The sequence below is a fragment of the Pseudomonas sp. LBUM920 genome, assembly GCF_003852315.1.
GTDB lineage: Bacteria > Pseudomonadota > Gammaproteobacteria > Pseudomonadales > Pseudomonadaceae > Aquipseudomonas.
Genome location: NZ_CP027762.1, coordinates 2,083,519 through 2,097,642, shown reverse-complemented (window position 1 = coordinate 2,097,642; position 14,124 = coordinate 2,083,519). Strand labels below are relative to the sequence as shown.

Below are 14,124 nucleotides of genomic sequence, written 5' to 3'. Positions count from 1 at the left end.
GATGTGGTGTTGTGCTGCTTTCGCTTCTACCACTCAGGTCGGCTACCAGGCCGCCGTGCTCTGCTTTTGATCTTGCTTTTGATCTGATAGGCCCCGTCAACCCCAGTGGCCGAACGCAGGCAAGCCAGCGCCCACAGGGCTTTTCTGCACGCCATAAAAAAGGCCTCATAAAGAGGCCTTTTTTTATTGCAACTGACTGCTTACGTTCGCATCCCGCGCCCGCTCACCAGCAACCGCGCGCAGCCGACATACAGCACCACGGTGGCCACCAGCATGAAGGTGATCGCCACGCTGATCTTGATATCCGACACGCCCAGGATGCCGTAGCGGAAGGCATTGACCATGTGCAGCACCGGGTTGGCCAGCGACACGGTCTGCCAAAACGGCGGCAGCAAGGTGATGGAGTAGAACACCCCGCCCAAGTACGTCAGCGGCGTCAGCACGAAGGTCGGGATGATCGAAATATCATCGAAATTGCGTGCAAACACCGCGTTGATAAAGCCCAGCAGCGAAAAGATCGTCGCCGTCAGCACCACCACCAAAATGGTGACGCCCAGGTGATGCACTTGCAGATGAGTGAAGAACAGCGACAGCAAGGTCACAATCACCCCCACCATCAAGCCCCGCAGCACGCCGCCGAGGGTGTAGCCGATCAGGATGGTGTGCGGCGACACCGGCGACACCATCAACTCTTCGATGGAACGCTGGAACTTGCTGCCGAAAAAGCTGGAGACCACGTTGCCGTAGGAGTTGGTGATCACCGACATCATGATCAGGCCCGGCACGATGTACTCCATGTAGGTGAAGCCACCCATGTCGCCGATCTGGCGGCCGATCAGGTTACCGAAGATCACGAAGTACAGGACCATGGTGATCGCCGGCGGCAGCAGCGTCTGCGGCCAGATCCGGGTAAAGCGCTTCACTTCGCGGTAGACGATGGTCTGCAGCGCGACAATGTTGGGTTGCAGTTCGGAACTCATACCGCCACCTTAGCCAGATTTTTCTCCACCAGGGACACGAACAACTCCTCAAGGCGATTGGTTTTATTACGCAGGCTCAGCACTTCGATGTTCTGGGCGGCCAATTGGGTGAACAGCGCGGTGATGCCCATGGCCTTGTCCACCTGGACTTCCAGGGTATGACCATCGACCAGTCGGCTTGGGTAGCCAAGCAGCTGCGGCGCCACCGACAGGTTGTTTTTCAGGTCGAGCAGGAAGGTTTCCACATGCAGCTGGCCCAGCAGGTTACGCATGCTGGTGTTCTCGACGATGGTGCCGTGGTCGATGATGCCGATGTTGCGGCACAGCTGCTCAGCCTCTTCCAGGTAATGGGTGGTGAGGATGATGGTGATGCCCTTCTCGTTCAGCTCGGTGAGGAAGGTCCACATCGAGCGACGCAACTCAATGTCCACACCTGCGGTGGGTTCGTCGAGGATCAGCAGGCGCGGTTCGTGCACCAGCGCGCGGGCAATCATCAGGCGGCGCTTCATGCCGCCGGACAGCGAACGCGAAGGCACGTCGCGCTTGTCCCACAGGCCCAGCTGGGTCAGGTACTGCTCGGCGCGCTCCTTGGCGATTTTCGCCGGGATGCCGTAGTAGCCAGCCTGGGTCACGACGATGTCGAAGGTCTTTTCAAACTGGTTGAAGTTGAATTCCTGGGGCACCACGCCGATGGAACGCTTGAGCGCCGCCGGGGATTTGTCCAGGTCATGACCAAAGATATTCACCGTGCCGCTGGTCTTGTTGACCAATGTCGAGAGGATACCGATGGTGGTGGATTTGCCGGCGCCGTTAGGGCCGAGCAAGGCGAAGAAGTCACCTTCGGCAACATCCAGATCGATACCACTCAGGGCCTGGAAACCGTTGCCGTAGGTTTTGGTTAGCTGCCGGATGGACAGAGCGGAACTCATATCGGAATACGCACCAAAGAAGGGAATAGAAACAATAGATGAGGGCGCAGCCCAGGTAGTTCAACGGCGGCGCATGACAGGCATGGTGCTTGCCTGCGCCGCACAAGTACAGTCACCCGTATTAATAGTGGGTATTAAGTCAACGCGGTCATGACCGCTTTGCGGTATGCCGGCCGTTGCTGCAGACGGTGATACCAGGCCTCTAGATGGGGCATCGAAGGCCGTTCGATAGGCATTTCGAACCAGGCATAGATAAAGCTGCCGAGTGGGATATCACCCATGCCGATTTCGTTGCCCGACAGGTAAGGTTGCTCTGCCAGGGCTTTATCCACGGTGCCTAATGCGTCGATACAGGCCTGGCGCCCGGCATTGATGCTGTCCCAGTTCTGTTTTTCAGCCGGGGTGCGCAGGATGCCCCAGAACACCGCCTTGAACGGTTCGGCGAGGGTTGAGGTGGTCCAGTCCATCCACTTTTCGGCATTCGCCCGGGCTTGCAGGTCGCTTGGGTACCAGCTCGACGCCTGCTTGGCGCAGAGATAACGCACGATGGTGTTGGACTCCCACAGCACGAAGTCGCCATCTTCGATCATCGGCACCCGGCCATTGGGGTTCAGCGCGCGGTATTGCGGTGTATCGACCACACCAAATGCCCCGCCCGCATCAATTGCTTCATAGTCCAGGCCGAGTTCCTCGGCGCACCACAGTGCTTTCCTGACGTTTGATGAATTTTTACGACCCCAGATTTTCAGCATGACCGCGCCTTATCGTTGATGAACATGGCTTGATGAACGCAGCAGCATACGCCGGTTCAGGCGCGGCTTAAATCGCTCTGCATGTCCCCCAGCAGGGTCGGCATGTCCTCGGCAAACAGGTGCGGGTAACACTGCTGAATATGCGCGAAGAAAAAACCCTCCGGCACGTCGGAAAACTGCCCATGGTCCCGCACGTACTCCATCGAGCGCCGGCCCTGGCGGTTGAAGGCATGAAACACGCTGTCGTTGATCCCATCGAATTCCAGCGGCGGTACATCAAACACCTCGCACAGCTGCTGGTTGAACGCCGGCGTGGCCTTGACCCAACGGCCACGCAGGTACAACTCGGTGTAGCCGTGCATGGCGAACACATCGCTTTTGAGCAGGGCGATCAGGCGCGGTGTCGAGAGGTGATTGCGCACATCCGCCAGGCCGATGCGTGCCGGGATGCCGCAGTGGCGGGCACACGCGGCCAGCAGGGTGGCCTTGGGCACGCAGTAGCTCTCACCGGCGGCGAGGGCGAAGCTGGCGCTCAAAGTGCCTGGGTCGCGGCTGAAGGTGTAAGGGTTGTAGCGAATCGCCTCACGCACGGCGTAATAAAGACTGACTGCCTGGTCACGTAAATCCGCGCTCGGGCCGCGATGTTTTTCGGCGAACTCCACCACCGCAGGGTGGTCACTATCGATGAAGCGGCTGGGACTCAGGTACGTATCCATGCGCGTTATCTCCGAAGGAAGCCTTGAGTCTAACGACTGGTTTGGCGCAGAGATAACGACGATTCGGCCAAATGTCGGCGCCTGGTGGTCGGTGCTTCGCGTACAACTCGTTACACCCTGATCACCGCGCTTTTTCGGATGCCGACTAAGCTCCATGGTGGTTTCGCCCCTGGTTTCACGGAGGATTGAATATGCTGTTGTTGTGGATACTGGTTCTGGTGGTCGGCATTGCCTACCTGGCACACCGCCGCACTGCGCCCCTGCCCGCCCTGGGCGTGGTCGCCGTTTACCTGCTGGCGATGGGCGCCTGGAGCCACGCACCGGGTTGGCTGCTGCTGGTCTTCTGGGTGTTGATCGCGGCCGTGGCCCTGCCCTTGCTGCTGCCCGACCTGCGCCGCCAATATTTCACCAAGCCGCTGTTCAGCTGGTTCCAGAAAGTCCTGCCGCCGATGTCCCAGACCGAGCGCGACGCGATTGACGCCGGCACCGTGTGGTGGGATGGCGAACTGTTCAGCGGCCGCCCTGATTGGGACAAGTTGCTGGCCTACCCCAAGGCGCAACTGACCGAAGAAGAACAGGCCTTCATCGACGGCCCCACCGAAGAACTCTGCGCGATGGTCAGCGACTGGGAAATCGGCCAGGCCATGGACCTGCCGCCCGCCGCCTGGGAGCACATCAAGACCCACGGCTTCTTCGCCCTGATCATTCCCAAGGAATACGGCGGCAAGGGCTTCTCCGCCTATGCCCACTCCCAGGTCGCGATGAAACTCGCGACCCGCAGCGGCGACCTGGCGTCCACCGTGATGGTGCCCAACTCCCTCGGCCCGGCCGAGCTGCTGCTGCATTACGGCACCGACGAGCAACGCAACCACTACCTGCCGCGCCTGGCGCGTGGCGATGACATCCCATGCTTTGCGCTGACAGGCCCGCTGGCTGGCTCCGACGCCGGCGCCATGCCCGACACCGGCGTGATCTGCAAAGGTGAATGGGAAGGCAAGGAAACCCTTGGCCTGCGCCTGAACTGGGAGAAACGCTACATCACCCTCGGCCCGGTCGCGACCCTGCTGGGGCTGGCATTCAAGGCGCATGACCCGGACCACCTGCTGGGCGACAAGGAAGACTTGGGCATCAGCCTGGCGCTGATCCCGACCGATACCCCCGGCGTGGAAATCGGCCGTCGTCACTTGCCGCTGGGCGCTGCTTTCATGAACGGCCCCAACTCCGGCAAAGACGTGTTCATCCCCCTGGAGTTCCTCATCGGTGGCCAGGAAATGCTCGGCAAGGGCTGGATGATGCTGATGAACTGCCTGTCGGTGGGCCGCTCGATCTCCCTGCCTGCGGTCGGCACCGGCGCGGCCAAGTTCACCAGCCTGGTAACGGGCCAATACGCCCAGGTGCGTGAGCAGTTCAACGTGCCGCTGTCGGCGTTCGAAGGTATCCAGGAAGCCCTGGCGCGCATTGGCGGCAACGCCTGGCTGATGGACAGCGCACGCATTCTCACCGCCAATGCAGTCGACCTGGGGGAGAAACCCTCGGTGCTGTCGGCCATTCTCAAGTACCACCTCACCGAGCGCGGCCGCGAATGCATCAGCCACGCCATGGACGTGCACGGCGGCAAGGGCATCATCATGGGCCCCAACAACTACCTGGGCCGTAACTGGCAGGGCGCACCGATCTTCATCACCGTGGAAGGCGCGAATATTCTTTCGCGCAACCTGATGATCTTCGGCCAGGGCGCGATTCGCTGCCATCCGTTCGTTCTCAAGGAAATGGCCCTGGCCGGCCGCGAAGACCGCGATCAGGCATTAAAGGAATTCGACGGCCTGCTGATGCAACACATCGGCTTTGCCGTGAGCAACGCCGCCAGTACGCTGGTGCTGAACCTGGGCGTAGGTCACTTCGAAAAAGCGCCGGGCAACCGCCTGAGCCAGGGTTACTTCCGCGCACTGAACCGCCAGGCTGCCGCGTTCGCCCTGCTCGCTGACTTGAGCATGATGCTGCTGGGCGGCGAGTTGAAACGTCGCGAACGCCTGTCGGCACGCCTGGGCGATGTGTTGAGCCATATGTACCTGGCGTCGGCGGCGCTCAAGCGTTACCACGACCTGGATTCGCCGGACCATCTGGAACCGCTGTTCGCCTGGGCCATGGAGGAAAGCCTTGGCGAGTCGGAGCGTGCGCTGGATGAGCTGCTGAGCAACTTCCCGAACCGGCTGCTCGGTTGCCTGCTGCGGGTCATTGTGTTCCCGTTCGGGCGCCGCCACACCGGACCGTCCGATGCACTGGACGCCGAGGTGGCCGCGGTGATTGGGCGTGCCAAAGGCGACCCGACCCTCGAAGAGCTGCTGGCGGGCTGCTACCGCCCGCAATCGGCAGAAGACCCGGTCGGCGCCCTGCAACACGCTTACGACCTGCTCGGTGCCAGCCATCCGCTGCAGAAAAAACTCCACGCGGCGCTCAAAAGCGGTCAGGTCAAACCCACCGCTGGCGAACACGTCATCGACGCCGCCCTGCAGGCCGGCGTGCTGCAACCGGGCGAAGCGCAAACCCTGCGCGACGCCGAAGCTGCACGGCGCAAGGTGATCGACGTGGACGATTTCAGCAAGGAAGAGCTGACCCAGGCTGAGGGTAAAGTCCGCTGATACCAGCGGTCATATAAAAACGGGCGCTTGAGCTATATACTCTCGCGCCCGTTTTTGCTTTAGAGGACTTATCTCGTGTCCAACGTCGTTGCCGATCATCTCGTCTTGCTCGACCACTTGCGCAGCATCCTGGTTGCCGTCGGCGAAGCCGAACAGGTGCCCGAGGAAAGCCACACCCTGTTTCTGGAGCGCTTCGACGAATTGCGCGCCCTGCTGCCGATCGACCCGATCGAGAGCCAGTACCTGGGCCAGGACCTGATGAGCCAAGTCATCCTGCGCTACCCGCAGATCGCCCACCTGGTGCCGCGCGACCTGCTGTGGTTTTTTGGCGGTGATTGCCTGCATTTCATGCCGGATGAAGAACTGGACCTGTACCAGGCCCTGGAAGAGCGGCGCTTCGAGGCCGAACAGAACGACGAACCGTTCGACTGGAACCAGGAAAAGCAGCTGCTGGCCATGCCGCAAGACCAGAGCAAGCACTGATTTTTTTCAGACCGCTGCCCCTCTGAATGTGGGAGCGGGCTTGCTCGCGAAGGCTACGGATCAGTCGCTGAAAACGTTGACTGACACGCCGCCATCGCGGGCAAGCCCGCTCCCACCTTTCTAACGCGTTGCCTACCTTCGACGCAGTGTCGGTTCGCGTGCCATACACGCGACCAGATAATCAATAAACACCCGCAACTTCGGCGGCAGATACCGCGTCGGCGAATGCAGCAACCACGCCTCGCCATGATAAGAGGCAATAAAATCCCACGCCGGCAACACCTGCACCAAACGCCCCTCCTCCAACGCATGCCGCGCAGTGAAGTACGGCAAGCTGCCAATGCCCACATGCTGCAACACCGCATCCAGCCGGACCCCGGTGTGATTCGCCGCATACCGCCCGCGCACGCCGACCGTCACCGCCTTGGCGCCCTGGCGGAATTTCCAGCGCGAATCGCCTGGGGTTTCACCCAGGTAAATGCAGCTGTGCTCGAGTAAATCATGCGGATGGCCCGGTGTGCCGTGCTCGGCCAGGTACTGCGGCGTCGCGCACAGCAAATGCTCAATGGGCAACAATTGTCGGCCGACCAACCCAGGCGGTGGGCTGTCGGTGATGCGGATACTCAGGTCGACATTGTCATCGATCAAGTCCACGTGGCGGTCTTCAAGAATCAGCTGCACATCGACTTTGGGATAGCGGCGCAAGAACTCCGGCATGTGCGGATGCACCACGAATCGCCCGACCGCCTTGGGCACGCTGACCCGCACCAGCCCTTCGGCTTCATGGGTAAACTGGCCGCTGATTTCCATCACCGAACGCGCCGCGTTAACCATTTCCTGGCAACGCTTGAACACCTCTTCGCCCCCCTCGCTCAGGCGCAGTTTGCGCGTAGTGCGTTGCAGCAACCGCGTGGCCAGGGCCTGTTCGAGACGCGAAATACTGCGGCTCACCGCCGAGGGTGAAACGCTCAGTTGCCGCGCGGCTTCAGAGAAGCTGCCGGTTTCCACGACTTTGACGAAAATCGCCATTTCACCCAGTAGGGGCAAAGGAAGATTGATGCTCATGACGCACAGGTCCATTGATAATTGAACGGATTATCACCCATCTACGCACTATTTATACTGCCCGTAGAACCCTGATGCGGATGTAGATGATGACCGAGCGCCTGTTTTTTACCCATGACCACCTGACCGCCGAGCTTGAAGTGCTGACCTGTACGCCGCACGAGGACCAGTTTGCCGTCACGCTGCAGTCAACCCTCTTCCACCCGCAGGGCGGCGGGCAACCGTTCGACACCGGCTGGCTCGGCGACAGCCAGGTGGTGCGCGTCACCCAGGAGGCCGATCGCGTCGTGCACTATGTTGACCGCCCCGTGGCGCCCGGCCCGATCACCGCACGGGTCGATGAACAGCGCCGCGCCCTGTACACGCGCCTGCATTCGGCCGGGCATCTGATTGGCAATGCCGGGGAAAGCTTGGGCTGGATGCCGATCAAAGCCCATCACTGGCCGGGCGAATGCAAAATCACCTTTATCCGCGGGCAAGCGGCGCAAGCCGTGGACGCCGAGGCGTTTCAAACCCGAATCGACCAATGGATCGCCGCCGACTACCCGCGCCACATGAGACTGGAAGACGGCACCCGCGAAGTGGGTTTCGGCGCATTGCCGGCCTACGCCTGTGGCGGCACGCACGTGCAAGCGTTGAGCGAGCTGGGCCAGGTGACCATCCTGGCCTTGTCGGAGAAAAAGGGCGCGCTGTCGGTGCGTTACAGCCTCGACTAAAACCCCAGCGACAGGGCCTCCTGTGGCGAGCCCGCTCGCCATACCCCAACCTGCACACACCCCACTGTGCATCAAACCGCAATCGCCCCCGCCCTCCCCGGCTCCACCACAAACGACTTGAGCGTCGACACCGTCGCCGCCGGGTCACGTGGGTCAGTGATCACCCGGAAGTTCGTCAGCATCTTTGACGCCTCAAGCTTCACCGACACGTACCCACGCTGGCGACTGTCGAAGAACTTCACGTGCGGATTGAGCGGCAAGATCTGACTGAAGGCGTCAAAGGGCGGGCCGTCGGAGGTCACCGAGCTGCCGACAAATTCGGTTGCGACGATGGGAGAGTCCGGGTTGTTGCCATCGGCATGCAGGTCGGTGGTCCAGAACGAATGGATATCACCGCCCCAGAACACCGGGTTCTTGACCTGATTGTGCGTGATGGACGCCAGCATCCGAGTACGGTTGGCCATGTAGCCGTCCCAGCCATCCGTCCAATGCCCGACCTGATGGCTGGCCAGGTCACGCTGGATCAGCGGCGCCACCAGCAAGTCCTGGGCGATCACATTCCACTGCGCTTTCGACTGGGCAAAACCCTGGTCGAGCCAGGCTTCCTGTTGCCAGCCAAGCATCGTGCGGCCGGGGTCGCGCAGGTCCTTGCAGGTGTTGGCGGCGATATGCCCCTGGTGACTGCCGTTAGCCTGAATACACGGCTGCTCGGAGCGGTATTGGCGGCCATCAAGCACATGAAAACGCGCCAGCCGGCCATAATCGAGGCGCCGGTAAATACGCATATCCGGCCCTTTCGGCACACTGCTGACACGCAGTGGCATATGTTCGTAAAACGCCTGGTACGCCACTGCCCGTTGCCTTAAAAACTGCTCAACCGGAATCTTCGGGTCCTGGGACCAGCGGTTGGCGTAGTCATTCTGCACCTCATGGTCGTCCCACGTGGCCACGCTGGGTGCTGCCGCGTGCAAAGCCTGCAGGTCCGGGTCGGTTTTATACAGCGCGTAGCGGTTGCGGTAATCACTCAGGCTCACGGCATTGCCGCTGCCGTGCGGGCGGATGATCTTGCCTGAGTCCGCTGCGTACGAGCTGTCGTAGATGTAGTCGCCGAGGAAAAACACCAAGTCGGGTTGCTCCGCCGCCAGGTGGCGATAGGCACTGAAATAACCGCGCTCCCAGTGCGAGCAGGAGACAAACCCCACGGTGGCCGCCGCCATCGCGTGCAGCGGCGGCGCGGTACGTGCCTGGCCCACCGGGCTCTGTGCGCCGAGGCCGTCGAATTGGTACCAGTAAGGCCTGCCAGCCTCCAGCCCCGCCACCTCGACATGCACCGAGTGAGCAAAATGCTGCGTTGCCATCACCTCGCCTTGCTTGACGATACGCGTCATCGCCGCATCCTTGGCCACGCGCCAACGCACCGGCACGGCGCGGCTCAACCCGCCGCGCCCGTCCGCAGCATCGAACAGCGGCGCCAAGCGCGTCCAGATCACAAAGCCATCCGGCAACGGGTCGCCGGAGGCCACGCCGAGGGTGAACGGGTAATCCACACCGGCGCTGCGCGCAAACGGGCTGAGGATCGAAAACGCGGTGGCAACCGCCAGCCCGGCGAGCAGCCGGCGCCGATCATGATCCACTGCGCCACTCACAACGCTCGCTCCCAGTCGCTGCGCACGCTGGCGAATGTCAGCAAATCCTCGTACACACCGTTCTTGAAAAACGCTTCGCGCAGGCAGCCTTCATAGTGCAGGCCAATTTTCTGCATGACCCGCGCCGACTCCTTGTTGCGACCAAAACACTGGCTACCGACACGCTGCAGCCCCAGCGTGGCAAACCCGAAGTCCATCACCGCACTCGCCGCTTCCGCCGCATACCCCTGGTTGCGAGCGTGCGCCGCCACCCAGCCACCCAAATGCCCGGCGTGATGACGGGCATTCAGACGCAGGCTGACCATGCCGATCAGCTCGCCGGTTGCTCGCACATGCATCCCCAGGTTCAGCACCTCACCCGCACGGTATTTTTCGGCGATCCCGGCAATAAAGTCCTGGGCGGTCTGCAAGGTATAGGGCGACGGAATATTGGCCGTGTTGTCAGCAATTTTCGGCCCATTGGCGAGTCTGTAAAGCACCTCGGCCTGGTCCATTTGCAGCGCGCGCAATAGTAGTCGCGAGGTGGGTAAATGCGGCAATGCAGTGGGCATACGAGCAGGCTCTGGAGATAAATTCTTCAAGAATGTATGGCCTTCATGTCAATTGCATTACGTCATAAAACTGCAAGGCAAATCCCCTGCAAGACGCGTCCTAGAGCCTTCAAAACGTCAATTAAAGTTAACCATTCGGTCATTTTTGGTTGTTAGCGTGTCGCCCCTAATTCAATGACGGGGCAACAGAATGAGAACCTGGGATGAACCCAAGAAACGCAAGGCACACATCGAGCTGATCCCGATGATCGACGTGATGATGTTCCTCCTGGTGTTTTTCGTACTGGTGAGTTTGAACGTGATTCCGGCACTCGGCATGAAGACTCAACTGCCCAGCGCCAGCAGCGCGCAGCAACTCAAGCCGCAGAACAAATTCATCCTCACGCTGGGCCTGCAAGGCCAGCTGCAACTCGATGGCAAGGACCTCACGGTCGACGCCCTGGTCCCTGCGCTGAAGGCCGCTGAAAAGCCGGATACCAATTCGACCATCATCGTCAACAGCGACAAAGGCGTGGAAGTTGCGCGCCTGGTGGAAGTCATGGACACCCTGCGCCTGGGTGGCTTTACCTCCGTGTCCATCGCCACGCGTAAGTCCTGATCATGTATGCCCTGTTTCGTGCGCGTCGGCTGCTGGGCAGTGTCCCGGCCCTGATCGCCCTGGTGCTGATTGCACTGGGTATCCAGTCCCAACCCCTGAAAATCCAGCCGCAGTATGACGAGTCGGCGGTTGAACTTGCCCTGGTCGAGCCCGAGCCAGAAGTGGTGCCCGAGCCCGTGGTGGAGCAGGAGCCACCGCCGCCGGTGATCGAGGATGAAGAGGCCGAACCGGCCCCGCCGCCGCCACCGCCCAAACCATTGCCAAAACCTGAACCCAAACCCAAGCCGGTGCCCAAGCCCAAGCCGGTGGTCGCCGCCAAACCGACCCCAACGCCAGCGCCAGTGGCGCCGGTTGCCGCCAAGCCGGTACAGGCCGCCGTAGCGCCGACACCTGCGCCACCCGCCCCGCCGGCGCCGCCCAAAGTCGATGGCCAGGCACTGGAAGGCGGCTACCTCAAAGGCCTGCGCAACGAACTGGATACGTACAAGCAATACCCCACCGGCCGCCAGGCATCTCTCGAACGCCCCAGTGGCGAGGTGGTGGTCTGGTTGATGGTGGACCGACAAGGTCGCGTGCTCGATGCCGGGATCCAGACCCCTGCGCCGAGCATGCTGCTCAATCGGGCCGCCACCAATAGCCTGCGTCGCATCAAGCAGGTCAAGCCGTTCCCCGAACAAGCCTTCGGTGGACGTAACGAGCAACGCTTCACCGCCACCTTCAACTACAGCGTGCAATAAGCACCCGACACCAGGACGACAGTGATGAGGTTCACCCGTATTCATCTGGCACTCGTTGCCGCGACTAGCATGAGCCACGGAGTGGTCATGGCAGATACCAGTGACAGTGACGTCGGGACTATTGGGGTACAGGGGGGCAAGGCAACCGCGGGGGGCGGTTACATGGTCCAGGAAGAGAGCGCCAAGGGCCGCTCGACCGTCACCAAGGAAGCGTTGGACAAGCAAACCGCCACCGGCAACGCCATCGACAAGCTCAAGTACACGCCGGGCCTGAACATTTCCAGCGAGGACAATACCGGCCTGTCGGGCTTTCGCTTCACCATGCGCGGCATGAACTCCGACCAGGTCGGTATGTCGGTCGACGGCATGCCGATCAACGACTCCGGCAACTACGCGCTGTATTCCAACCTGTTGGGCGACCCGGAAAACATCGAGCAGATTTTTGTCACCCAGGGTTCGTCGGAAGCGGATGGCCCGCATATCGGTTCCAGCGGCGGCAACATCGGCATCGTGACCATTCGCCCGACCAAGGAAACCGGGGCCTTCGTTAAACAAGTGGTCGGCAGCAACGCCACGCGCAAGACCTTTGCGCGCCTCAACACCGGTGAGGTCAACGGCCTGAGCAACTGGTTGTCGGCGTCCCACACCGAAGGCCAGATGTGGCGTGGCTCGGGGGCCGTGCGGGCGGACAAGGTGGAGTGGAACAGCTTTTTCGACGCTGGCAACGGCAACACCGCCAACCTGATCCTCAAGTACCACGAGCAGGACAACAACAGTTACAGCCAGCTGACTAAGGCGCAGTTCCAGCAGTTCGGCCGCAAGTATGACCCCTACCCGGCCAAGCCGGCGCTGGGCGCCAATGGCAAGATCAGCAGCTACTACGACCTCGCGCAGAACCCGTTCCAGACCTTTACCGCCGTGCTCAACACCCAGTACAAGCTGAGCGACAACCTGGCGCTGTCGGTGATCCCGTATTACTACTACGGCAACGGCAGCGGCGTGGGCTCCTCTGCCTATGCGCTCAACAGCGGCTCGAACAAGGGCGGCGTTTTCGACCTCGGCAACCTGCCGACGGCGGCCCAGTACAACGCCGACGGTTCGTCCACCACGGGCGTTTACTACCGCCCTTCGCGCACACAGACCTGGCGCCCGGGCATCACCACCAAACTCAACTGGGACCTGAGCGACCACAGCCTGCAGTTCGGCTACTGGTACGAACGCGCGCGCCAAAGCCAGACCCAGCCGTTCATTGCCCTCAAAAACAGCGGCAAGCCCAGCGACACCTGGCCGGATGGCGACTCGGTGGTCGATGCCAACGGCAACACCGTACAAGGCCGCGACCGCTACACCGTGACGCCTGCGCAAAAAGTCTGGGCCCAGGACACCTGGTACATCAATTCGGACTGGACCCTGATCGCCGGCCTTGCCTACATGAATGTCGAGCGTGAAGGCACCAACCACGGCAGCCTCACCGAGCAACCAGGCAAAGCCGACCAGACCTACAACAAATTGCTGCCCAATGCCGGCCTGAAGTACCAGCTCGACGAGCGTGACCAACTGTTCTACAGCCTGTCGCGCAACATGCGAATTCCGCAGAACTACGTGCTGTACGACAAAGGCGTCGGCTCGCTGGACTCCAAACCGGAACTGAGCTGGAACCAGGAACTGGGCTGGCGCTACACCGGCGAAGACATGACCCTCGCCGCCACCTTGTTCTACATGCAGTTCAAGAACCGCCAGCTCACGTCCCTGGACAGCAACGGGGATTCGGCCGACATCAACGCCGGCACCGTGATCAACAAAGGCCTGGAACTGGAGTGGAGCGGCAAGCTGCCCCACAACTTCAATTACTACACCTCCTACACCTACACCAGCTCCAAGCAGCAGGACGACCTGACCGTCTTCAGCGCCGGCAAACCCATCGTGCTGCCCACCAGTGGCAAGCAGTTCGCCAACGTACCGACCAACATGCTGGCGGCCAACGTCGGCTACGACGACGGGCGTTTCTACGGCACCTTCGGCGGCAAGTTCACCAGCAAGCTTTATGGCGACCTGACCAACGACGAAGCCATCTCTGCGCGCACCATTTTCAACCTCGGCGCCGGTATTTACCTGCCCGTGGATAAAAAAGTCGTCAAGGACGCGACCCTGCGCCTGAACGTCGACAACCTGTTCGACAAGAAGTACCTGGACGGCGTGTACACCACCAAAACCAACGCGGCGAGCTACAGCGGTTTCCGCGATGGCGACCCGGCCTACATCGTTGGCCTGGACCGTACCGTCACTGTTTCTCTGGAAGCGAATTTCTAACT

Annotated in this window: 13 protein-coding genes; 6 read left to right on the top strand and 7 right to left on the bottom strand. The window is 61.2% G+C overall.

The window, feature by feature from the left end; translation table 11 throughout:
- Nucleotides 1–200 precede the first annotated feature (200 nt).
- The 4 genes from C4J83_RS09770 to C4J83_RS09755 form a co-directional block, all read right to left on the bottom strand.
- Nucleotides 201–980, bottom strand: coding sequence for an ABC transporter permease (locus C4J83_RS09770; protein ID WP_106580691.1), 780 nt, complete (start codon nt 978–980; stop codon nt 201–203).
- Nucleotides 977–1,909 (bottom strand): ABC transporter ATP-binding protein, encoded by a 933-nt coding sequence (locus tag C4J83_RS09765; protein WP_106580690.1) that lies wholly within the window; start codon nt 1,907–1,909, stop codon nt 977–979. The genes C4J83_RS09770 and C4J83_RS09765 overlap by 4 nt, the downstream gene beginning before the upstream one ends.
- A gap of 134 nt (nt 1,910–2,043) precedes the next feature.
- Complete coding sequence (locus C4J83_RS09760; RefSeq protein WP_106580689.1) at nt 2,044–2,661, bottom strand: glutathione S-transferase family protein; 618 nt, start codon at nt 2,659–2,661, stop codon at nt 2,044–2,046.
- A 56-nt stretch (nt 2,662–2,717) separates the two neighbouring features.
- On the bottom strand, nt 2,718–3,377 hold the full coding sequence (locus C4J83_RS09755; RefSeq protein WP_119735554.1) for a transglutaminase-like domain-containing protein: 660 nt from the start codon (nt 3,375–3,377) through the stop codon (nt 2,718–2,720).
- A 191-nt stretch (nt 3,378–3,568) separates the two neighbouring features.
- Here C4J83_RS09755 and C4J83_RS09750 point away from each other — a divergent pair, with 191 nt between their 5' ends.
- Together C4J83_RS09750 and C4J83_RS09745 are read left to right on the top strand one after the other, a co-directional pair.
- Complete coding sequence (locus C4J83_RS09750) at nt 3,569–6,016, top strand: acyl-CoA dehydrogenase (protein ID WP_124416891.1); 2,448 nt, start codon at nt 3,569–3,571, stop codon at nt 6,014–6,016.
- 75 nt (nt 6,017–6,091) lie between these two features.
- Nucleotides 6,092–6,499, top strand: coding sequence for a PA2817 family protein (locus C4J83_RS09745; protein WP_010567536.1), 408 nt, complete (start codon nt 6,092–6,094; stop codon nt 6,497–6,499).
- Between the two features lie 132 nt (nt 6,500–6,631).
- Here C4J83_RS09745 and C4J83_RS09740 read toward each other — a convergent pair whose 3' ends face one another.
- Nucleotides 6,632–7,564, bottom strand: a complete 933-nt coding sequence (locus C4J83_RS09740; protein ID WP_106580686.1) for a LysR family transcriptional regulator — start codon at nt 7,562–7,564, stop codon at nt 6,632–6,634.
- Nucleotides 7,565–7,653: 89 nt separating this feature from the next.
- On the opposite strand from C4J83_RS09740, the gene C4J83_RS09735 reads away from it, so the two are divergent.
- Entirely contained in the window at nt 7,654–8,280 is a 627-nt protein-coding gene (locus C4J83_RS09735) for an alanyl-tRNA editing protein (protein ID WP_106580705.1), read from the top strand.
- 71 nt (nt 8,281–8,351) lie between these two features.
- Here the strand turns inward: C4J83_RS09735 and C4J83_RS09730 are convergent, their stop codons facing one another.
- Nucleotides 8,352–9,926 carry an alkaline phosphatase D family protein gene (locus C4J83_RS09730; RefSeq protein WP_124416890.1) on the bottom strand — a complete coding sequence of 525 codons (1,575 nt, stop codon included), beginning with the start codon at nt 9,924–9,926 and terminating at the stop codon, nt 8,352–8,354.
- On the bottom strand, nt 9,923–10,477 hold the full coding sequence (locus tag C4J83_RS09725; protein ID WP_124416889.1) for a GNAT family N-acetyltransferase: 555 nt from the start codon (nt 10,475–10,477) through the stop codon (nt 9,923–9,925). The genes C4J83_RS09730 and C4J83_RS09725 overlap by 4 nt, the downstream gene beginning before the upstream one ends.
- Nucleotides 10,478–10,667: 190 nt before the next feature.
- Between C4J83_RS09725 and C4J83_RS09720 the strand changes: the two genes are divergently transcribed.
- Genes C4J83_RS09720 through C4J83_RS09710 form a run of 3 tightly spaced genes read left to right on the top strand, consistent with a single transcriptional unit; the run spans nt 10,668 to nt 14,122 of the window.
- The gene (locus C4J83_RS09720) at nt 10,668–11,075 is read left to right on the top strand and encodes an ExbD/TolR family protein (RefSeq protein ID WP_124416888.1); all 408 of its coding nucleotides are present in this window, start codon (nt 10,668–10,670) and stop codon (nt 11,073–11,075) included.
- 2 nt (nt 11,076–11,077) lie between these two features.
- Nucleotides 11,078–11,812 (top strand): energy transducer TonB family protein, encoded by a 735-nt coding sequence (locus C4J83_RS09715; protein WP_119735549.1) that lies wholly within the window; start codon nt 11,078–11,080, stop codon nt 11,810–11,812.
- Nucleotides 11,813–11,836: 24 nt separating this feature from the next.
- On the top strand, nt 11,837–14,122 hold the full coding sequence (locus C4J83_RS09710) for a TonB-dependent receptor (protein ID WP_124416887.1): 2,286 nt from the start codon (nt 11,837–11,839) through the stop codon (nt 14,120–14,122).
- Nucleotides 14,123–14,124 lie beyond the last annotated feature (2 nt).